The sequence below is a fragment of the Secundilactobacillus paracollinoides DSM 15502 = JCM 11969 genome, from assembly GCF_001311135.1.
Lineage (GTDB): Bacteria > Bacillota > Bacilli > Lactobacillales > Lactobacillaceae > Secundilactobacillus > Secundilactobacillus paracollinoides.
This window is the reverse complement of the sequence record NZ_BBAG01000049.1, coordinates 1-20406: the sequence shown is the minus strand read 5'-3', so window position 1 is coordinate 20406 and position 20406 is coordinate 1. Positions and strand designations below refer to the sequence as shown.

Genomic DNA, 20406 nt, shown 5'->3' with positions numbered 1-20406 from the left:
GATAGTCATGCGTTTGTGGGGACTAAATACGGCCTAGATTCTAAGATTAAACGTGATGGTATTGATTACCGATCGATGGAACGGGCGGGCGAGTGTAGTATCACCCGACTAGACAGCGGCATTATTGATTACGATGCGCTATTTGACTATGTACAGCAATTAGTCGGGCAATATAACTGGAAAGTGAAAGCCGTGGCCTATGATCCATACAACGCCCAAACCTTAATCACTAAGTTCGAAAAATTGAATTATCCTTTATTTGAAGTGCGTCAAGGGACGTTGACCTTGAATATTCCCACCCGAAATTTCCGTGATCAGCTGTATGCGGGTCACATTAAACACAATGGCAATCAGATTCTCGCTTATGCGGTCAATAACGCCATCTTGAAAGTGTTAAATAATGGTTGGCAATTGGATAAGGCACGCAATAGCAACCGAATTGACCCGATAGCGGCGTTAATTAATGCTTATGTGGCCGGTATGGACTATTACCAAGAAAGCGAGGCGAACCAACATGCGAACGAATATTATGCGACTGCGACAGATCTGTTCTAATTACCTATCTGCAATCCTGCTGATTATGGGGCTGATTCTGCTAGTCGTTGGTGTCGGTGGTTGGCTAGGGTGGTATGCAGCCATCATGCTGGCCGGAGTTAGCCTGATCGTTTTGGCACTACTGATTAATTATGAAGAAAAGGAGGTGAACCCATGAGCATTTTTGTTAAAGCAAGCACCACCAGTGGCACTCATGATCCAGTGGCTGACGCCTTGGTTAGTCTGTCTAGTAATGACCCCTATACGTTTGTGAGTGCGGCGGTGCTACGGAATAGCGATATTTATGCGGCCATTAATATTATCGCCAGTGATATTGCCAGCAACCCGATCGTTTGTGATACGGCCATTTTTAATACCATGATTAATCAGAACCCGAATAGCAATATGGACGGTTACCATTTTAAATATGCCTTGGCGGCCAACCTGCTTCTTAATGGCAATAGCTTCGCGGAGATTTTGCCTAATCACACCCTTAAACTGATTCCAAACAATCAATTGGTGGTTGAGCAAGACGATGTGAGCGGCAAGTTGACCTATACTTATACGCCAACCAGTGGAACGTGTCGTCAGATCGCGCCTAACAACATTTTGCATTTCAAATATTTCACCAAAGACGGGGTATCGGGGATCAGTCCACTATATGCCCTCAAAGATGAGCGCCAGATTCAGTCGGCCGGCAATAAATTGCTAACCGGCTTTTTTACTGCCGGCGTGCACGGCACCACCATTGTTAAATTGCACCAAACGGACTTAGGCAAAGAAGCCAAAGAAAACGTCCGAAAACAGTTTGATGAAACTACAACCGGAGAAAACGCGGTTAATACGATTGTCACTGATGATGGTATGGATATTAGCAATCTACCCTTAAATACCGATGTATTAAAGCTGGTCAATTCTAATGACTGGACGACCCGACAAATTGCTAAAGCCTTTGGCTTACCACCGGAGCGCTTAGGGGTTGAAAACGATCATTCTAACCAAGAGCAAAGTGGCGTGCAGTATCTACAAGGGACGTTACAGCATTACTTCGATAGCTTCACCAGCGAACTATCATTCAAGCTTGGCCATGACTTCACGTTCAATACGGACAAATTATTGAGCCTTGATCCGCAGACCCAGCAAGCCCAAGCGGTGGCTGGATTTACGGGTGGCATTATGAGCCGCAATGAAGCCCGGGCCAAGATTGGCCTGCCACCAACTGACGATGGCGATATTTTCCTAAACTTACAAAAGAATGGAGTGACTAATTCATGAAACAAGACCGACGGTTAACGATTGACGCCGAATTGCGAGCACAAACACCACAACCAGAAACACCCGAAGATGGGCCAGCTGAAAATTCAGCAGACCCGCAACCTAAAGGTTCCCAAACAAACAAGGGCAAAACAATTAGTGGTTACGCAATTGTATGGAACTCACCAAGTAAAGATTTAGGTGGTTTTACCGAGATCGTAACCCCCAAGGCGCTTGATGGTGTCGATTTATCAAACGTTCTTATGCTCAATAACCACGACTACACTCAAGTGTTAGCCAGTGTTAAGGCGGGAACATTAACGCTAGAAACGGACGACAAGGGGCTACATTTCATTGCGCAACTACCGAATACGTCGTTTGCTAATGATGTTTACGAAGAAGTTCAAAGCGGGAACGTTGATTCCTGCTCATTTGGCTTTGATAGTGACGACGACACCGACGAATGGACCAAAGATGACGATGGCAATATCACGCGCACCATTAATCAAGTCAAAAGTCTGTTCGATGTGTCAGTAGTGGCTGTTCCTGCTTACGATGATACGAATGTACAAGTTGATACGCGTAGTTACGAAAAATTTATCAATCAAGAAAAGGAGCCTGATAATATGGCAAAGCAAACAATTATTGATCCAAACACGAATGAAGATGACAACAAGACCGGTGTTCCTGCCTTTGAAGCTTATGTACGAAGCCACGGTGAAACCCGAGACGGATTGAATACGAGTGGTGCCAGTGCGGTTATTCCTAAGGAACTGATCACCCCTGTTTTCCAATTAAAGCAATCCACCTACAATCTCGCCCAATATGCGACGGTTAAGCAAGTCTCTAGTGGTTCTGGAACTTATCCTATCTCGACTAGTCGACAATCAGCCGTACTGGCCACCAAGGAAGAACTCGCCGATATTGCGGACGTTAATGCGAATATGTTTACGGAAGTGCCGTTTGATGTGAAGACCCGTGCGGGTAAAATTGCCTTATCTAATGAAGTGGTGGAAGACGCCGAAGTTGATATTGTTAGCGAAGTTAAAACACAATTACAACAATTGGTTGATAACACTGACAATACCCAAATTATGGGCCTGTTAACGGGAACCAGTTTCGCCAAAGCAACGGCTACCAATATTGATGATCTCAAAAAGATTTTCAATGTGGCGCTAGATCCCGCTTTGAGCAAAATGTGGTTAGTGAACCAGTCCGGTTTCAACTACCTTGATACCTTGAAAGATTCCGAAGGGCGTTACCTATTACAACCGAACCCAACGGCACCCAGTGGCTTCACCTTGTTAGGGGCGCCAGTCGTCATGATTAGTGACAAGTTACTGGCCAACAACGCTGACGGGACGTTCCCAATGATTGTAGGGGACTTGTCACAAGCCGTGGCTGTTTTCCGGCGTAACCAAGTAACCGCCCAATGGGACAAGTTCGACCAGTTCAGCCAAGGATTATCAGTGATCGTGCGGAACGATTATGAAGTGATTGATAAGTCTGCTGCGATTAATGTGGCACTAGGAACAGCAACCAGCGGTAAATAGAAGAAAATAAAGGGGTGTTAATTCGCCACTCCCATACAAGGGGGAGCCACTTTGGACACCCCCTATATACATAAATTAAAACTAAGGGGGAACGAATCGTTACCCCCACAAAGGAAGTGATGATATGGCTGTGACGGTTGATGATATTAAAACCAGCTTACGATTGGACTTGACCGAAGATGATACCTTAATTCTGGGCTACTTAGATTCTGCTAAGGAATATATTCAGACCGCTGTTAGCACTACGGCTGATTTAACCCAATATAAGCAATATGATTTTGCAGTGTCGTTGCTAACGCAATTCTGGTATCAAAACCCGGTGGTAGATATGAAGCAGACTCCTTACCAAGTAGTTAGCATGATCCAGCAACTCCGTGGGCTGATAAGTGAATAAAAAGCATTGATGAATTTATTTCACTTTAATATAAAAGAAGTGAAAATTATTAAATTTAATGTTATAATATAGGTGTCCTTGGGTAATTCATTTAATTCATTGTTAGTAAGGGAGTCGCAGATTGCGGCTCCCTCTCCTTATACATATATTTGGAATCAGAAAGTGTGATTCCAATGCGTCAAGATATTAAGAAGATTCGTAATCTATTAAAAGAGTATGCCAAACTAAAACAGGAAATTCGGACGTTTAGTCAGGTATCTAGTCCGGCTTTAAGCGTGGCTCCTAGTCACAGTGGCGGCAACGGCGTTGAAAATAGCCTCGTGAACCATGTTGACCTATCTTATCAGCTGAAAGAGGTCGATGACGCGCTAAATGCGATCCATGATCCGCAGTATCAATTTATCCTACACGATTATGTTATTGAGAAACGTTTCACCCGAAACGAGGCTTGCGAACGATTATCCGTTAACACCAGCAAATTTAATTATATGAAAAACTGTGCGCTTGAATTATTTAGGGTTGCATACAGCGAATTAAAGTGTTAGAGTTAGTTAAATTGACATGTTCGGAAGTTATAAGTATCATTCATCTTTGCTATCTATTATTTTCTTAGGTGTTAATTCAATTTGGTTACTTTGGTTTGATTCCTAGGAGGATATATATATGCAAAATGGTACTGTAAAATGGTTTAATGCTGATAAGGGCTTTGGGTTTATCACTGGTTCAGATGATAAAGATGTATTCGTACACTTTTCAGCAATTCAAACTGACGGTTTTAAGAGTCTTGACGATGGGCAAAAAGTTAGTTACGATGTTGAACAAGGCGATCGAGGACCTCAAGCGACTAATGTTGTTCCACAATAATTTGTCTAATATTATGAAGAACTGCTTTTGATGGAGCAGTTCTTTTTTTATTAAAGGCATACAGGAAAGCAATGTGATAATATGGATTTTATAGATGTTTATGGCATTAATCACGAAAATTGTACGCTTGTTACACCAACTAGAGAGTACAGTCGAATCAACATATTCATGGATTCAGTTGGGCGAAGATTTGTAGCTATGAGTCCTGATCCTGTACCTAGTAAATATGGCTCAGTAAATAGTCATTGGAAACGTGGCCGGCCATCTGAAGCACCGAAAGATTATTTTTATATTGATAAATAAAAAAACTGCTAACCAATTTGGCTAGCAGTCACTGCCCCGCGCAAGTATTAAGTCACTGGAAACAGTGGCTTTTTTGTTATATTTTTGGCTTACCAATTGGCTTACTTTTTTTGAAAAACAATGACATCTAATGACAACGGTACCGGCGTTAAAAGTACAAAAAAACCAGTAATCACGGTGCTTATGACACTGCATGAAAACTGGTTAATAGTATATGATGGGCAGTCAGGGGATCGAACCCTGGACCCACGGATTAAGAGTCCGTTGCTCTGCCAGCTGAGCTAACTGCCCATATCTTTAAAATGTGTTGCGGTTGATGTGTTGCTCAATCAATCAACGTTAAATATAATATCATGTAGATTTAGAGTTGGCAACAACTTTTTTGATTTTTTTTGCATTTTGTTGTTTTTTTTGCAAAAAGCGTGATAGAACGGTGTTACCGGTGCTCTGCGTAATCAGGAATACTGTGATATAATAAGCGTTGTGTAGACCAATCGTCAACACAAATTCCTGAAATCGTTGGTTCAGGCCGTGCTACTTGAATCAATATTAACCGAAAAGCACTTAAAACAATAACTTTAACCTACTTGAAACGAATCGTTATCTGAAGGAGGATACATTCAGATGAAAAAAATTCTAGTTGTCGATGATGAAAAACCAATTACTGATATTATCAAGTTTAACTTAACAAAGGAAGGTTACGACGTCTCTGTTGCCCAAGATGGTGAAGAAGCGTTGCAACAAGTAGAAGAGGTCGACCCCGATCTGATTATTTTGGATCTTATGTTACCTAAGGTTGACGGTCTTGAAGTGGCACGTCAGGTGCGCATGAAGCACGATATGCCGATTATCATGGTTACCGCTAAAGACTCCGAATTGGACAAGGTCTTAGGGCTTGAATTGGGCGCTGATGACTATGTTACTAAGCCATTCTCTAACCGGGAACTGGTTGCGCGGGTCAAGGCAAACTTACGGCGTCAAAACACTGTTAGTACCGCTGCACCGGAAGAAGAGGAAAATAAGGATATTGAAATTGGCGACCTGGTGATTCACCCGGATGCTTATTCAGTATCGAAACGGGGTCAAAACATTGAGCTGACCCACCGTGAATTTGAATTATTACACTATTTGGCCCAACATATCGGCCAAGTCATGACCCGGGAACATTTATTACAAACGGTTTGGGGCTATGACTATTTTGGTGACGTTCGAACCGTTGATGTCACGGTTCGTCGTCTCCGTGAAAAGATCGAAGACAATCCAAGTCACCCAACCTGGCTCGTGACACGACGCGGGGTAGGGTACTATTTGCGTAACACCGATGGCGATGCCGCCCAAGCCTAAAGGGTTTGAGTGTCGGTTGTCGTTTTTAGCCTGAAGACTGGCTTTTTTGGTGTGTGCAAATTTGGTGACTACTATTTTCTTTCGGATGAGTTGGCTTACAAGAGAGCATTCTTTCTTGACCACCGTGCCGAAACGCGTTTCGGAAAACAGAAAGCTGCATGTAAGGCGACTCTGGCGTAGATGCCAAGTTCGGCATTTACGCCAGAGTCACCTTACACTCCGCTTCCTCCCGTTTTCCTCCACGCTCTAAAAGGGGTAAGCATTAAGTGAAACGAAAACTAAGATGGTACCAGTCGATTCAATTTAAGATTGCGTTTGTGTTTGCAATGATGCTGATCATTACGTTGGAAATTGTTGGGGCAGTGTTCGTTCAGCAGCTGGAATCACAAAACCTGCGAACGTTTAAGAACCAGATCTCCCTTCAACGCTACGTGAGCACGAATTTGACCAATGAATTGTCTCGGACAAGTACGACGTCTGCCAACAAGCAGATCCGCATTCTTCTGTCCGATGCCAACATCCCAAGTACGGCCAACACCGAAATTCGGGTGATCGATAACAAAGGCACCATTCGGGGGACGAACGAAGCCAATAATCAAACGATCGTTGGCCAAAAAACGACGGATAACGCCGTTAAAAAAGTCATTTATAATAACAGCGGCGGTAGTGAATTAACCACTTACGACGCCGAAACGAACCAGTACTACTACACGAAAATAACGCCTTTGATCAAGCAATCCAGCGGGAGCAGTACGCCCGTTGGGGTGGTGTATATCAGGGCGAGTTTAAAGAGCGTCTATAACAGTATCAGTCAGGTAACGACCATTTATTTGCTGGCTGCGATTATTGCGGTTGGCTTAGGACTGATATTATCGCTCGTTATTTCCCAGGCAATTACTGTGCCGATTACTGAAATGAAGGAGCAGACCCTGCGAATCGCTCGTGGGGACTACTCTGGTCAGGTGAAAATTTACGGAAATGACGAACTGGGGCAGTTGGCGATTGCCGTTAATAACCTGTCTGTTCGAGTGGAGGAAGCCCAGGAATCCACGGAATCTGAACGGCGGCGGTTGAACTCTGTGATGGCGCACATGACTGATGGTGTCATTGCGACTGACCGACGCGGAAATGTCACGATCATTAATGAAACGGCCGTGGAATTTTTGGATGTCGATTCCGATCAAGCAATCGGCCAATCAATTCTGGATATTTTGAATATCCGCAAGCAGTATACGTTACGTGACCTGTTGGAAGACCCAGATGAAATCATGCTGGACTTTTCGACTGACGACCACGACCTGATCCTGCAGGCCTACTTCTCACTAATTCAACGGGAATCCGGCTTTATCAGCGGGCTGGCTTGTGTATTGCACGATGTGACGGAACAGCAGAAGATCGATCAGGACCGGAAGCAATTTGTGTCCAACGTTTCTCATGAACTGCGGACGCCGCTGACCAGTGTGCGGTCTTACATTGAAGCATTGTCTGACGGCGCTTGGAAGGACCTTGAAATTGCACCGAAGTTCTTAAAGGTCACGCAGGAGGAAACGGATCGGATGATTCGCATGATCAACGACCTGTTGACCTTGTCGCGGATGGATTCCGGCACGCAGAAACTGAACCTGGAACTGGTAAACTTGAATGAACTGTTCAACTACGTGCTGAACCGGTTCGATATGATCATCGACTCAAACGAACAAAATGAACGCTCCGACAAGCACTACACGATCAAGCGTGAGTTTACAAAGCGTGATCTGTGGGTCGAGATCGATACTGACCGGTTCACGCAGGTGCTCGATAATATCATGAACAACGCCATCAAGTATTCGCCTGATGGTGGGGTCGTGACCTGTCGCCTGATCGAAACGCACAACAACGTCATTATGAGTATCGCTGACCAGGGTCTCGGGATTCCGCGCGCCGATATTCCGCACGTTTTCGACCGGTTCTACCGGGTCGATAAAGCGCGGTCGCGCGCACAGGGCGGCACTGGGCTTGGCCTGGCCATTTCAAAGGAAGTTGTCCAGTCACTAGGCGGTAAGATCTGGGTCGAATCTCGTGAGGGACACGGCTCAACGTTCTACATTTCACTGCCGTATGAACCTTATGATGAGGGGGACGATCTCTGGGATGAAGTTTAGACAATTACTACTACCAACTGGTCTTGGCGTTGCTCTGGTACTCAGTTTGGTACTTTCCGGCATGATGTGGACCAATCCGGCCCATTCAAATGGCAACAGTGTACCAAGGTCACCAAAACGAGCGATAACACGAATAACACAACGTTCCAGGATATTTACTTGCCGTCCTATATCATTTCAACAAATAAGACCGGCAAGCAACAGATCCTGATCAATAGCCAGATCAACATTGTGTCACAGCTGCGCGATAAAATGAGCCGGTTCAAATCGACCAGCATTCAATCGGTCAGCCAAGGGTCCAGCAGCAAGTATTTGAAACAGTTACACCGCAAAAACACGCTGTTACTGAACTACGAGACATCGATGACCGTTAATTTCTTTCGCAAGGTGTTCCAAAATTATCTTAAGATTCCCAATATGCGGTTCAACCGGGTTCAGATCCTGTTGAATGATCCGAACCACCTGTATTTGTTAAATGATAAGAATTATCGGGTCGATCGGGTGACGCTGAAGGGCAACAACTCCAACAAACTCAAGAAGGTGCTGTCCGATCAAATGGTTCGGCACCAGGTCGACATTAAATTACTGAATGGCAAGCCGCTGGTCTACTATCCAAACGCGGTGAAGCTCAAAACGTACAGTTTTCAGCTCACGCAACAGACAGAGACTTACTATGCCAACCGAATTATGACCACTAATAATAGCAGTAGCGTTCAGGTCAAACGGCGAAAGAACAAGACCGAGTACAACGACCGCGGGTTCCGGCAAATGACCGTTGATCATTCAAATGACACGGTGACGTTTACCAACTACAACTCGAAGACGGGGTCCGGCAGTTTCCTTTCCACCATGAACCATGCCTATAAGCAGATGGTCATGGTCGGTATTCCAATGGACAGTATTCGGCTGTTCTACTATGACAGCGGTAACGACACCACGATTTTCCGGACTTACGTTGGCGGGGTGCCGGTGTTTGACCAGTCCGGGTTCGGCGCAGTTCGGTTTACGACACTGGATCAAACGTCATACCGGATGTACTTCTCGCTGGATAGTTTGCAGGTTCCCATCCCACCTGAACGGTCAACGACGACGTTGATTTCGATGAAAACATTGATGGCGGATCTGAAAAACGCGGGTATCAAGCAGAGCAAGATCTCCGATATTAAATTAGGATATGAGTGGTCACGGGCGACCGATATCAAGAAGGCCGTCAATCTGTCGCCAACCTGGTACGTCTTGATCGACCATAAGTGGGAACCGTACACGGATGCCATCAATGACAACTAGGCTTGGGGGAAGGAGGACCAACTCATGAACTTTAAACGCATTCAGGGCATTTTCTTGATCATCTTCATCGCCATCGATGTTTTCCTGTTCGTCTTTTACAATCGCAGCAGCGTGACGAACTCCGATTCATCCAGCGGCAGCAACATTCTCGAAGAAATGCGAAAAGACCAAATTAGTTTTAATAAACCTGCCAACAGCGCGCATGAGGGGTTCTACTTCTCGGCGGATAACACCACCGCGTTGCGGCAGCAAGCCACTGGACTGCAACAACAGTCCTACCGGTTTGACGGCACGGAACTTGTGAGTGAATTTAAACGCACAGTTACCGTACCGAAGGGCAAGACGAAGAAAACGTTAGATAAGATCGTGGACAATCCTGTATTGGTCGCGTTTGGTGATTCGTACAGCTATAGTAAGCAGCTGTCCACCAACACAGAGGTCGTGTACGTGCAACGCGTGGCTTCCGGCCCAGTTTATTCCAAGTACGGCCAGATTCGGTTCACACTGAATAGCGAACGCCGAGTTGTCGGCTACAGTCAAAATTACCTGAGTGACGTTAAGTTATTGAAGGAAAAGACGAAGACGATCTCGGAGGAAAAGGCGCTGACGTGGCTGTACCAATATAACGAACTCTCAAACGGCGCGAGGGTCGACTGGGACAACCTCGCCTATACAAGACTGCTGACGGCCCGAGGCAGTACGTGTTCATCCCAACGTGGTCTTTGCAATCAGAATGAGCGGCTCATCAACTACGATCCTGAAGCGGGTGAATGCCTATACCGGTGAGATTATTAAGACCGGGAGTAATAATCAGAGTAGTAATTCTAATTCGGAGATTTTTACAATAAATTAGAGAGTGTGGAGCAAGGCGCTTTGAGGGCGGAGCGTAAGCTGACTCTGGCAGAAAATCCCGGGCCTGGATTTTTTGCCAGAGTCGGCTTACGCAGTAGCCCTCAGCCTTGCGGAACACGTTTCGGCTACGAGGCCAAGAACGCCAGTAGCCAGAACTTATCAGAAGACAAAACACGCAATCCCGGGCCTGGATTTTTTGCCAGAGTCCGTTACATGGCCGCCCCTTGCCTTGCGGAACACGTTTCGGCTCTGCTGCCAGAAACCACGTCGCAAGGCGCACTCGGCTGAATAAAAACTGGTTTTTAAAGTAGCATATAACTGAAATTCAAAAACAAAAACCCCTTAGCCCGGTTCGATTAGAACCGAAGACTGAGGGGTTTTTATTTTATCTTCTTAATTGCAACATAGCCGAAACGCGTTCCAGAAAACTGAGACCGGCTACGTAAGGACAGGCAGTGATAAATCCAAGCCCAGGATTTCCCACTACCTGTCCTTACGTTCTGGTCTCAACCCGTTTTCTTCCACGCTCTTAAGCTATTTTTATGCTTAATCAATTATCCTAACAATGGATTATCATGCCACCAGTCTCGCCAACGGTGGTTATTTCAGGAATTTGCAGTGACGGGAGGTTACATGGGGCACAGTGAAAAATAAAAAGGACCTAGGCTCACCAAGTCGTTTCCGTATAGATGTAACACTTATTCGTCCGGTTGAATAAAGTGGGTACCAGAAAGTGGTGCACCGAATTCCATCATCGGCCCCGCTTCCTTTAGCGTCCCCAGATCAACTGGTGCGTAGCCCATCTTTTCGAAGAGGGTGGCTGCAGTTTGCTTGCTGTCAGCATCATCACCACCGTAGAACAGAACACGTTTGCCGGCTGCTGTTTGCCCCGTCATATAACGGGCAAACAGGGTGTTGAAGGCCTTGATGACGTGGGCGTTGGGTGCTAAGTGGGCAACCAATTCGCTGCCGGGATAAGCCGGATCTGTATACGTGTCTGGACCCAGTTCGTTGGTCGCGTCAATAATGATCTTATCCGTCCAGTCTGGCGTTTGTGCTACCACGTCGGCAACGCCTGGACGAAGAACAGCCAGCACGACGATTGGTTGTTTACCCGCTTCGGCTGGTGTACCAGCTTTGGCATTAGGACCGAGTTCCTTAATTAAACCGCTGAGTGATTCTGGGCCATGGTTGTTGCTCATGATGACGGTGTTGCCAGCTGCTATGAGTTGCTTGGCCAGAGTTGCGCCAATGTGACCACTTCCGATTACGCCAATTGTTGCCATTGTGTCACGTCCTTTGCTGTTTTGAGTAAGTGTAGGTGTTTGGTGGGGCTGGGTCAACTGATTGGGCTTTTGGAGTAGTTGTTGTAGTCTGATTTTTTACAGTGTGCTGTCTTTCTATGTTGTTTTCAGTTTTCTGTGCTTTCATGCCCGATATGGTTTTATTGCTAGAGAATCGGTCAGCGTTGGTGCTTTGCTTATTTGGCGTCGAAACGTGCTCCTGAAGGGCAAGGGGCTACTGCATAAGGGCAACTGGCACAAAAACCAGGCCCGGTTTTTTATGCCCAGTCGCCCTTATGCTCCGCCCCTTAACCGCCCTTCTTCCGCACTCTATAATTGCCTTTTTCCCCAAAATGCGGTCTAATAGTGAGTGACTAATAAATTAGCAGACAGCTGATCAAAAAAGTTTTCGCACATGGTGAAAATTCACCTTGTTGCGTCACCAGATTCAAGTAATTAAGGTAAAAGGAAGTAGAGAATGTGATGGAAAATGATGGGCTTAAAGTCTGCGTGCTGGCCAGTGGGAGTACTGGCAACTGCACCTATATCGAAACAAACGAGCACAAAGTCCTAGTTGATGCTGGGTTGAGCGGCAAAAAGATTGCCAACCTCATGGCCTCCATTGGGAAGGATATGAACGACGTTGACTCGCTGTTTGTCACGCACGAACATAGTGATCATCGCAAGAGTGTGGGCATCCTTGCACGTCGTTATCCTGGGCTGAACGTCTATGCGAACGAAGGCACCTGGGATGCCATGGCACCCAAAATTGGGAACGTGGCCACCGACCAGAAGAACCTGTTTGCGCCGGACACGACACTCAGTATGGGCGACCTGGACGTTGAAAGTTTTACGGTGTCGCATGATGCCGCGGAACCGCAGTTTTATGCGTTCCATAGTGGCGATAAGAGCTTTGTCATTTTAACGGATACTGGGTACGTCTCAGACCACGTAGAAGGCGTTATCAGCAACGCGGATGGGTACCTGATGGAATGTAACCATGACGTGGAAATGCTGCGGATGGGCGGCTATTCTTGGCCCCTGAAGCAACGGATCCTCAGTGACACGGGTCACTTGTCAAACGAGGATGGCGCGGATGTCATGATGGACGTTTTAGGCAACCGGACGAAGCGTATTTTCCTCGGCCATTTAAGTCAGGAAAACAACATGAAATCGCTGGCCCATTTGACCGTTGCCTCCATCATGGAAGACCACGATTTTGGCGTTGATCACGACTTCAAGATCCTTGATACAGATCCGGAAAAGGCTAGCGGATTAGTGACGCTTTAGGGTTACTTATAAAAAACTTACGTATTTGTAGCGTCATTATTCAAACATTTTTCATATTTTGAATTTAAAATAGAGTTATCACATACCGCAGTTAGGTATAAATTGAGAAGTTAAGGGAGGGAAGCGCATTTTTGCGCGATCTTATGGATAATCAACCGAATTCAAACGAACCAGAAGAACCAAAACGTTCAAACAATCGTGGGTTGTTAACAAAAGTTGCTGTTACGGCACTCGTTGCTGGGGCAGTCGGCGGTGGTGCCGTGTACGGCGGGGCCAACTACATTAGTAATCACAACTCATCGGCTGTACCAACCGGTTCAAATAGTGGTGGAACGGCGAAAACCAGCACCCTTAACGTGAAGGTCAATTCTCAGGCGTCAAAGGTGTATAAAGCGGTAAAACCAGCCGTTGTTTCCGTGATCAATCTGCAAAAGGAAAGTTCATCGTCTGATGGCCTGAGCGGCTTGTTCGGCAACAGCAGCAGTTCCTCCAGTTCAAGCTCTGACAGTACGTTACAAACGAGTTCTGAGGCTCTGGCGTCATCTACAAGAAGTCCGGCAACGCCGCCTACATTGTGACGAACAATCACGTGGTTAGCGGGTCAAACGCGCTGGAAGTCGTTTTGAGCAATGGTAAGAAATTGACTGCTAAGTTAGTGGGTAAGGATTCCGTAACCGACCTGGCTGTGTTGAAGATCAACGGCACGGATGTGAAGAGTGTTGCCTCGTTTGGGAACTCCGACAACATTGAAGTCGGTGAAACTTCACTGGCAATCGGCTCGCCACTGGGCACCGATTACTCCTCATCGCTGACTGAAGGAATCATTTCAGCTAAGAAACGGTCCGTGACGACATCGAACGGGACAGCCACGGTTATTCAAACGGATACGGCCATCAACCTGGGAACTCCGGTGGGCCGCTGCTGAACCTTGAAGGCCAAGTGATCGGGATCAACTCGATGAAACTGGCAACTGACAGTGAAGGGACCAGCGTTGAAGGGATGGGCTTTGCCATTCCAAGTAACGAAGTGGTCAACATTATCAACCAGTTGATCAAGAATGGGAAGATCGTTCGACCAGCATTGGGCATCAAGTATGTTGATCTGTCCGAGATCTCATCGGCACAACAAAAGTCTGTCTTGAAGCTGCCATCAAGCGTTTCAAACGGGGCCGTTGTGATGACGACGCCAGGGTCATCGACACCTGCCGGTAAAGCTGGTTTGAAGAAGTATGACGTCATTACCGCCATTGACGGTAAGAAGGTCACTTCAACGACCAGCGTCCGCGACCTATTGTACGAGCACAAGGTCAACGATACGATCAAGTTGACGTACTACCGTAATGGTAAGGAAAAGACGGTCAGCGTGAAGTTGACTGAAACGACGAGTCAGTTAAACAACTAATCATTAAAGAAAAATAACTTGAAAACGCCGCAATCGGACCAACCGGTTGCGGCGTTTTTGACGTGTTTTGAGAAAGTCGAATATTCGGGTTATTTACAACGGGAAAGATTGGGAAAAGTCGACTGTTTTTCGTCATAAACGCGAATGTAGTAAGCGGATTCCACAGATAAATTTCGAAATCCGGACTTGTCCACCAGAACCTGTGGATAACTTTGGGGATAACTCAAATAGTGAGCAGAAACCTGTTATTAACAGGCTGAGCCAAGTTTTAGTTTTAATTTATTAACAGCCTGTGGATAACTAAACGTCAAATTTATCGAATTTGATGAAGACGTTGCTATTACGGCGTTTGTTCGGTAAAATGGAGACTGAAAACAGCTTGAAACCTAAATTGGTATACCTGAATTGGTATTAAAACGAACTGAGAAACGAAAGGGCTATCATGTGAATTAGCCTGTGGATAACTTTGTGGATAAGTAAGATGAGAAGGGAAAAGTTATGAACATTAAGTTAGTCGTTGTTGGTAAATTAAAGGAGAAGTACTTTAAACAGGGGATTCAGGAATACGCGAAACGCCTGTCACGCTTCTGTAGGTTTCAAATTATCGAGGTGCCAGACGAAAAAGCGCCGGAGTCATTAAGCGATGCTGAAATGGCCCAGGTCATGGCAAAGGAGGGCGAGCGGATCCTGGATAAGATCAAGGACCGCGAGTATGTCTTCGCGCTGGCGATTCTTGGTAAGGAGCGCACCTCCGAGGCGTTTGCTAAGGAGATCAAGGACCTCACCACCTACGGCCATTCAGATATTACCTTTGTGATCGGCGGGTCGCTGGGTCTGGATCCGTCTGTTTTGAAACGGGCAGACACGCAGATCTCGTTTGGGAAATTCACGTTACCGCACCAGTTGATGCGGTTAGTGCTGACTGAGCAGATCTACCGGGCGTTTATGATTAATGAGGGGAGTCCGTATCATAAGTGATGCGGGTTTTAGTTTCTAAAGTAGAATTAAACGAAAAATGGCAAACTGGCGGCCACATTAGAATAATTGATTGTTCAGTTAGATAAATGAACGTACAATAAAGCTAATCATCAAAATACAAGTCAATTCCAGAGGAGCGAGTCATATGGCAAATGCAGTTATGGCAATTCAAGTATTACCAGAAGCAGCGTCAACAAAAGAGATGTTAAGGCTGGTGGATGTCGCAATCGCAGAGATCGATGCTAGCGGCCTTTCTTACGAGGTCGGTGCTTTTGAAACCACAGTTGAAGGCGATTTAGAGGCGCTCATTAAGTTGATCAATAAAATTCAAGTCTCTGTTACCGAAAGCGGCGCAGCAAAGATCAGCAACTACATTAAGTTGTCCTACGCACCCGAAGAACATATTTTGACCACTGATGAAAAGTTGGCTAAATATCGGGCACATAATGAAGAGCAACAAGGTTAGTCGTCTGTAGGTAAGGTATTGATACATAAACAGCCCTCAGCACTTTGGCTAAGGGCTGTTTATGTTGCTATGCTTAATTCGCGGCAGATTGGTTTGATAGTTGATTTAATTTTTTTCTAAGCTGTCAATCCAAAATTCAAAGTCGGATAGGGAGCCAATTGTTTCAAATTGATTCATTTCTACATCTTTTTTGCTTCATTAGCTATTGGTGATTCTAAAAAATAAACGATACGGCCTTCGTTATTTGCCGCCTTCAGTAAAGACAAGCGAAGATATTCAGGAATAATTACCCCTGTTGGGCTAAGTTCGCTTTTGCCTGTTAATGGATAACTGGACTGACTCGAGTTGAAACGGCTATGTCTTTGATGATTTTGTTATTCATTTACGACACCTCCATTTTTTTACAGGTTACCATACTCTCAGCCGTTGTTATCAGTGCTTGTTCATTGATATCGATGACGCGGATGGTCTAATCTGACGGCAGCCACAGTAGCGGCTCACCAGTTTAAGTGATTAAACATCAGCAAAATGTTCCACATGAAACTTTATACTTGCGCTCGCAACTAACTAAGCATATAATACTGCCATTATGGCTATTAAAAGCCTCATCACTCTTAATCGATGAGGACTGCGGATACCCATAGCGTTGAGAGGAAGAACGCAATGACAGCACTTAAAATTAACAACCGAAGTTACCGTGACTTTCAGATTCCAGAAGGGTACCAGGTCGTTTATGATCAACTGGTCTCTCGGAATGGCAAACAGGTGCATCTTCGTCGGTATCAGCCAGCTGACTTGCCGGAGGAAGCACTCAATCGTGAACATGTGACCGTCATGTATGACGACGATGGGTTTCTGTACTCGTACAATGCGTTGACGCATCCGCTTTCCGGGCCAATGCCTGACGAGAAAGAAGCGTACGGAATCGCTGAACACGTGTGGCAGGACGTTGATCCTGACTACCGCAAACGGCTCGAACAGTTGCGCATCTTGGACGGGCAAACGCGGTCATATGTGAACGCAGCTGGCGAAACGGTATCGTTCCCATTACTCTGGGCAAAGTACGCAAACACAATTGATTATGGCAGTTATGAATGGATCGGTCTAGGACCAACTAGTGAGATCGTCGAATTCGAGCGGTTGAACATTTGGGATTACCCTGCTGGTCGGCAAAAGACGGAAATGTGGTACGGTGATGATTGGATCTTGGCCCATCGTGGTCAGGGCCCGCAGTTGAAAGCACCGCTGCCAAAGGCTTAATCACACAAACCAATAAAACACCCGATGGTCGCTGATGCGACTGTGGGGTGTTTTTTACTGTTATGAAGTCAGCTAGGTTGCCTAGTTGTTTGATTCGCTACCTTGCGAGTTCCTAATCAGCGGCAACGTCACAACTGACAAGACCAGCAATACCAGGGCTGCGATAAAAATCGCGTGAATACTATTAAACAGAACGTTGCGCAAGGTTGCGACCAACCCACTAGGGATTAGTTTTGCCTTTGCTGGATCAACTAAATCGTTCATCAAGGCTGCCTTGCTGGTCAGATGATGCAGGGCCAACCAAGCGTGGTCGATCCGGTCACAATGATGAGCGCTTCAAAAAGCTTGATGACGGGTGACCTGTGGGATTATCTGACTGATCAGATGAGCCGTCAAGCTCGCTTTGAAAAATTATTTGCGTACCACGTTGTCGGTAATTTGCTCGTGCGAAAGCCAACGGTTTTTGCTTTAGCAGACGGCAGGCAAGCACATGAACTGATGGAAAGTGGTCAGAGTGCTAGGAAAATTGTCTTAAAGCCCTGAGTAGCAATCTGGATAGTATTTAAACATAAAAAAGCACGTTAGCTAACCTCATTCAGGGTAGCTAACGTGCTTTTAAATGACAGACTATTTTCCGGTTTCAGCTAATTCCAGTAATCGTGCTCGTAATGCATCATCGTAGGCGGTCAAATATAACCCGTACTTTCCGCGCTTGATCAAAACGTTCAGCACATTCGCAATAAACGCCTTGTATTCATCGCGGCTAAAGGTCATATCCTTGCGCTTCTTGAAGACTTCCTTGTGGGAGTACTTTTCAGGAATCACGGTCATCGTGTCCGTTTTGGCATCGTAGCCAAAAGATGGGCCAATGATCATGCCGACGTAGTTGAGGTCGAATCCCTGCAGCGTGTAAATGGTTCCGACTTGGGTGATTGAGCCTTCCCGCTTTGCCCACGGCGTGCGTTGCGGATCTCATTCGTCCCACGGCAGGCTGAACGAGTCCATTTCAACGTTGTGACGCCCGTCGATCCGCGGAAAGCCAGATGTGGCCACGACTCGGCTCATGCCGACTTCCTTGTTACGGGCCTTGATTTTTTCAAACAGCGCCCGCAGTATCGAAGACCTTGTATTCGAAGGTGCTGTTGTCGGGGAAGGGTTTCATTGGTTTTTCGGCCGTCAGATCGTCCATCCACGCAACTTGTTCGTTGCTGGCGACCATCCGATACTGAAAGTTCATGTCGAACTGCTTATAAGGGTGGCGACCGATGGTTTTAAACAGGAGGTCCTTGTCCCAATACATCTTAGATTGAAATACCTGTTCAAAATCGTAAACGGCCACGACGACCTGGGCCAGATCCATTAAATCAGTCAGCTGGTTTTGCCCGCGATAGTGTGCGTAGGGTTCTGATTTTGAGTACAACAAGTGTGCTTCATCGACGAAGATAATGTCGTACTTTTTGTGGTTCTTTTGCGCATCGTTGATCAGCGAGGTTGGCCGGCGAATGGTGCTGACGTCCATGCCAGGAATCGCGGTGCCCATTTCACGATAGGCTTTATAAAGTTCCGGGTGATTTACGACCAGCGCTGTTTTGTAGCGCTTATTGGTCATGTACTGGCGGACGAGTTCCATCAAAACGACGGATTTCCCGGTCCCAGCGGCGCCTTCGATGATGGCGATCGAGTGGTCCTTGCCGTGAAGACCTTGGCCGATGTAATCGTTAATGTCGGTGATGACAGTTTTTTGGTCGTCGGATAGATCATCGACGAAAAATTGTGCCTTTAATACCTTGTTCATTGGTTTAGTCATGGTATGCTCCTAATCTGTATGTCGCTCTTAATGTCTGGTAAAAAGCCTTTTCCATTATATCAGTTAAACACAATCGTGCTGAAATTTCTTTCGTCGGCACCGCGATTTACAGCAGGTTGGCCACGTGTGTTCGGGATGTGCGAATCGGGAGCGTTGTGGGCACTGAATTTGAGAAACAGTCTTATAATACGGGCAGAAGCACAATATCTACTTTGGAGGAGACGATATGATGGCAACATTAACGGATGATATGAAGGCATACATTGCCCACAATTTAGGCTTTATCGCGACAGTTGATGAAAACGGCGAACCGGATCTGGGACCAAAAATGAGTTTGCGCGTTTTGGACGATCACCGACTGATCTACAACGAAATGACAGGTAAAACGATCATGAAGGACATTGATGCCAACGGAAAAGTACTGGTGGCTTTCGCCAATCTAAAAGAGATGCGCGGCTACCGTTTTGGCGGCAAAGCTATTCTGTATCGCGAGGGCGAGTACTTTGAGAATGCCCAAAAATGGGCGGAAGAGGGGCATCATCCGGCACCGAAAGCTGCTGGTGTGATCGATATTGACACTATTTGGACACTGGATCCCGGTCCTAAGGCTGGGGAACTGTATCAAGAATAAAAACAACAGACAGGTCGTTTACAGGCTGACTGTACGCCGGTTTTAAACGACCTGTTGCTTTAAAAAACGCACCTGATTCAAGCTTCGTTTCACTAACGAGGTTTGAATCAGATGCGTTTTTTCATGAGGCTATTCGCCATAAGTTGGCTCGTCATTAAAGTCGTCCACGAGCTTGAAGGAAACGTTCTCGTTTTCCTTTAATAACTTAGCTACTGGACATTCGTTTAAGGCTTGGTCAATGATGGCCTGGGCCTCGGTGTCGGTGTGTTCAGGCATGCGAATCTGGGCCTCAACAATGAACTTGTAGCCGATATCATCTTTTTCAATATCGACCCGGGTCCGCAATTGTGAATCTGCTGCGGTGTGTTCCCGATTTTCAACGATGCGAATAGTGGCGTTAAAACAAGTTGATAACGCAAAGGCGATGAACTGTTCCGGATTAGTCCCCGGTGCGTCGATCAGTGAACTCGATACACCAAGTGCTAACGCTTCGTCACCTTCAACAAAACTCGTGCCAGTTAAGCCGTTATGGTTCTGAACATACGTATGATACAGTGATTTTTCAGTCATGATGATGCCTCCTACTCCTTTAATTACGCACAGTGTAGCAGGCTCAGCCGAAAAAGTCTGGAATGGACACTTGGTTTTAGTAAGTGTCGAACAGGTGGCTAGGAATGTGACGGTATTGGGTAAATCTGAGAGGTTTTCACCGTCAATTTAATGCCCCATTTTCGCTATTCTACGTCATTTAACCCTAAATGACG

The 20406-nt window shown here is 46.0% G+C and carries 20 protein-coding genes, 1 tRNA gene and 2 pseudogenes; 18 read left to right on the top strand and 5 right to left on the bottom strand.

Features of this window, described 5'->3' with window-relative positions:
• The 7 genes from JCM11969_RS12945 to JCM11969_RS12915 all read left to right on the top strand — a co-directional run.
• Window positions 1–555 (top strand): terminase TerL endonuclease subunit (locus JCM11969_RS12945; protein ID WP_225353298.1); only part of this gene is annotated, 555 nt, incomplete at its 5' end.
• Window positions 515–712 carry a hypothetical protein gene (locus JCM11969_RS12940; RefSeq protein ID WP_042522387.1) on the top strand — a complete coding sequence of 66 codons (198 nt, stop codon included), beginning with the start codon at window positions 515–517 and terminating at the stop codon, window positions 710–712. The genes JCM11969_RS12945 and JCM11969_RS12940, both read left to right, overlap by 41 nt.
• Window positions 709–1809 (top strand): phage portal protein, encoded by a 1101-nt coding sequence (locus tag JCM11969_RS12935; protein WP_054711797.1) that lies wholly within the window; start codon window positions 709–711, stop codon window positions 1807–1809. The genes JCM11969_RS12940 and JCM11969_RS12935 overlap by 4 nt, the downstream gene beginning before the upstream one ends.
• Window positions 1806–3341 (top strand): phage major capsid protein, encoded by a 1536-nt coding sequence (locus tag JCM11969_RS12930; protein ID WP_054711795.1) that lies wholly within the window; start codon window positions 1806–1808, stop codon window positions 3339–3341. The genes JCM11969_RS12935 and JCM11969_RS12930 overlap by 4 nt, the downstream gene beginning before the upstream one ends.
• A 124-nt stretch (window positions 3342–3465) precedes the next feature.
• Complete coding sequence (locus JCM11969_RS12925; RefSeq protein WP_054711793.1) at window positions 3466–3735, top strand: head-tail connector protein; 270 nt, start codon at window positions 3466–3468, stop codon at window positions 3733–3735.
• 173 nt (window positions 3736–3908) lie between these two features.
• Entirely contained in the window at window positions 3909–4280 is a 372-nt protein-coding gene (locus tag JCM11969_RS12920; RefSeq protein WP_054711791.1) for a hypothetical protein, read from the top strand.
• 118 nt (window positions 4281–4398) lie between these two features.
• The gene (locus JCM11969_RS12915) at window positions 4399–4599 is read left to right on the top strand and encodes a cold-shock protein (protein ID WP_042522391.1); all 201 of its coding nucleotides are present in this window, start codon (window positions 4399–4401) and stop codon (window positions 4597–4599) included.
• A 521-nt stretch (window positions 4600–5120) separates the two neighbouring features.
• On the opposite strand, the gene JCM11969_RS12910 is transcribed toward JCM11969_RS12915, so the two are convergent.
• Window positions 5121–5193: transfer RNA gene (locus tag JCM11969_RS12910), tRNA-Lys, on the bottom strand.
• Between the two features lie 333 nt (window positions 5194–5526).
• On the opposite strand from JCM11969_RS12910, the gene yycF reads away from it, so the two are divergent.
• From yycF to yycI, 4 genes are all read left to right on the top strand, one after another.
• Entirely contained in the window at window positions 5527–6246 is a 720-nt protein-coding gene (gene yycF, locus JCM11969_RS12905) for a response regulator YycF (RefSeq protein ID WP_054711790.1), read from the top strand.
• Window positions 6247–6512: 266 nt separating this feature from the next.
• Entirely contained in the window at window positions 6513–8387 is a 1875-nt protein-coding gene (gene walK, locus JCM11969_RS12900) for a cell wall metabolism sensor histidine kinase WalK (RefSeq protein ID WP_082409350.1), read from the top strand.
• A gap of 66 nt (window positions 8388–8453) precedes the next feature.
• On the top strand, window positions 8454–9674 hold the full coding sequence (locus tag JCM11969_RS12895; protein ID WP_054711788.1) for a hypothetical protein: 1221 nt from the start codon (window positions 8454–8456) through the stop codon (window positions 9672–9674).
• A 24-nt stretch (window positions 9675–9698) separates the two neighbouring features.
• On the top strand, window positions 9699–10460 hold the full coding sequence (gene yycI / locus JCM11969_RS12890) for a two-component system regulatory protein YycI (protein ID WP_054711786.1): 762 nt from the start codon (window positions 9699–9701) through the stop codon (window positions 10458–10460).
• Window positions 10461–11224: 764 nt separating this feature from the next.
• Here yycI and JCM11969_RS12880 read toward each other — a convergent pair.
• Window positions 11225–11812 (bottom strand): NADPH-dependent F420 reductase, encoded by a 588-nt coding sequence (locus tag JCM11969_RS12880; RefSeq protein ID WP_054711782.1) that lies wholly within the window; start codon window positions 11810–11812, stop codon window positions 11225–11227.
• A 480-nt stretch (window positions 11813–12292) separates the two neighbouring features.
• Between JCM11969_RS12880 and JCM11969_RS12875 the strand changes: the two genes are divergently transcribed.
• The 5 genes and pseudogenes from JCM11969_RS12875 to JCM11969_RS12855 all read left to right on the top strand — a co-directional run bounded on the left by JCM11969_RS12875 (window position 12293) and on the right by JCM11969_RS12855 (window position 17204).
• Window positions 12293–13099: an MBL fold metallo-hydrolase gene (locus JCM11969_RS12875; RefSeq protein WP_054711780.1), complete on the top strand. Its 807-nt coding sequence runs from the start codon at window positions 12293–12295 to the stop codon at window positions 13097–13099.
• Window positions 13100–13242: 143 nt separating this feature from the next.
• Window positions 13243–14500: pseudogene (locus tag JCM11969_RS12870) on the top strand (S1C family serine protease).
• A gap of 498 nt (window positions 14501–14998) precedes the next feature.
• Window positions 14999–15478 carry a 23S rRNA (pseudouridine(1915)-N(3))-methyltransferase RlmH gene (gene rlmH / locus JCM11969_RS12865; RefSeq protein ID WP_054711778.1) on the top strand — a complete coding sequence of 160 codons (480 nt, stop codon included), beginning with the start codon at window positions 14999–15001 and terminating at the stop codon, window positions 15476–15478.
• 145 nt (window positions 15479–15623) lie between these two features.
• The gene (locus JCM11969_RS12860; protein ID WP_054711775.1) at window positions 15624–15944 is read left to right on the top strand and encodes a thiamine-binding protein; all 321 of its coding nucleotides are present in this window, start codon (window positions 15624–15626) and stop codon (window positions 15942–15944) included.
• 663 nt (window positions 15945–16607) lie between these two features.
• Window positions 16608–17204: a hypothetical protein gene (locus tag JCM11969_RS12855; protein WP_054711773.1), complete on the top strand. Its 597-nt coding sequence runs from the start codon at window positions 16608–16610 to the stop codon at window positions 17202–17204.
• Between the two features lie 81 nt (window positions 17205–17285).
• On the opposite strand, the gene JCM11969_RS12850 is transcribed toward JCM11969_RS12855, so the two are convergent.
• Window positions 17286–17468 (bottom strand): hypothetical protein, encoded by a 183-nt coding sequence (locus JCM11969_RS12850; RefSeq protein ID WP_056987345.1) that lies wholly within the window; start codon window positions 17466–17468, stop codon window positions 17286–17288.
• Between the two features lie 21 nt (window positions 17469–17489).
• Here JCM11969_RS12850 and JCM11969_RS12845 point away from each other — a divergent pair, with 21 nt between their 5' ends.
• A complete protein-coding gene (locus tag JCM11969_RS12845; RefSeq protein WP_156319364.1) occupies window positions 17490–17747 on the top strand; it encodes an MDR/zinc-dependent alcohol dehydrogenase-like family protein in 258 nt (85 codons plus the stop codon).
• An 84-nt stretch (window positions 17748–17831) separates the two neighbouring features.
• Here the strand turns inward: JCM11969_RS12845 and JCM11969_RS12840 are convergent.
• A pseudogene (locus JCM11969_RS12840) lies at window positions 17832–18999 on the bottom strand (DUF2075 domain-containing protein).
• Window positions 19000–19240: 241 nt separating this feature from the next.
• Between JCM11969_RS12840 and JCM11969_RS12835 the strand changes: the two are divergent.
• On the top strand, window positions 19241–19642 hold the full coding sequence (locus JCM11969_RS12835) for a pyridoxamine 5'-phosphate oxidase family protein (RefSeq protein WP_054711801.1): 402 nt from the start codon (window positions 19241–19243) through the stop codon (window positions 19640–19642).
• Between the two features lie 129 nt (window positions 19643–19771).
• On the opposite strand, the gene JCM11969_RS12830 is transcribed toward JCM11969_RS12835, so the two are convergent.
• Window positions 19772–20212, bottom strand: a complete 441-nt coding sequence (locus JCM11969_RS12830; protein ID WP_054711767.1) for an OsmC family protein — start codon at window positions 20210–20212, stop codon at window positions 19772–19774.
• Between the last annotated feature and the right edge of the window lie 194 nt (window positions 20213–20406).

Coding starts and splice junctions, on each gene's coding strand:
- JCM11969_RS12915 (WP_042522391.1), top strand. CDS start 4,399: ATGCAAAATGGTACTGTAAAATGGTTTAATGCTGATAAGGGCTTTGGG.
- yycF (WP_054711790.1), top strand. CDS start 5,527: ATGAAAAAAATTCTAGTTGTCGATGATGAAAAACCAATTACTGATATT.
- JCM11969_RS12880 (WP_054711782.1), bottom strand. CDS start 11,812: ATGGCAACAATTGGCGTAATCGGAAGTGGTCACATTGGCGCAACTCTG.
- JCM11969_RS12940 (WP_042522387.1), top strand. CDS start 515: ATGCGAACGAATATTATGCGACTGCGACAGATCTGTTCTAATTACCTA.
- JCM11969_RS12830 (WP_054711767.1), bottom strand. CDS start 20,212: ATGACTGAAAAATCACTGTATCATACGTATGTTCAGAACCATAACGGC.
- yycI (WP_054711786.1), top strand. CDS start 9,699: ATGAACTTTAAACGCATTCAGGGCATTTTCTTGATCATCTTCATCGCC.
- JCM11969_RS12845 (WP_156319364.1), top strand. CDS start 17,490: ATGATGCAGGGCCAACCAAGCGTGGTCGATCCGGTCACAATGATGAGC.
- JCM11969_RS12935 (WP_054711797.1), top strand. CDS start 709: ATGAGCATTTTTGTTAAAGCAAGCACCACCAGTGGCACTCATGATCCA.
- JCM11969_RS12855 (WP_054711773.1), top strand. CDS start 16,608: ATGACAGCACTTAAAATTAACAACCGAAGTTACCGTGACTTTCAGATT.
- JCM11969_RS12925 (WP_054711793.1), top strand. CDS start 3,466: ATGGCTGTGACGGTTGATGATATTAAAACCAGCTTACGATTGGACTTG.
- JCM11969_RS12835 (WP_054711801.1), top strand. CDS start 19,241: ATGGCAACATTAACGGATGATATGAAGGCATACATTGCCCACAATTTA.
- JCM11969_RS12930 (WP_054711795.1), top strand. CDS start 1,806: ATGAAACAAGACCGACGGTTAACGATTGACGCCGAATTGCGAGCACAA.
- rlmH (WP_054711778.1), top strand. CDS start 14,999: ATGAACATTAAGTTAGTCGTTGTTGGTAAATTAAAGGAGAAGTACTTT.
- JCM11969_RS12850 (WP_056987345.1), bottom strand. CDS start 17,468: ATGAACGATTTAGTTGATCCAGCAAAGGCAAAACTAATCCCTAGTGGG.
- JCM11969_RS12920 (WP_054711791.1), top strand. CDS start 3,909: ATGCGTCAAGATATTAAGAAGATTCGTAATCTATTAAAAGAGTATGCC.
- JCM11969_RS12860 (WP_054711775.1), top strand. CDS start 15,624: ATGGCAAATGCAGTTATGGCAATTCAAGTATTACCAGAAGCAGCGTCA.
- JCM11969_RS12875 (WP_054711780.1), top strand. CDS start 12,293: ATGGAAAATGATGGGCTTAAAGTCTGCGTGCTGGCCAGTGGGAGTACT.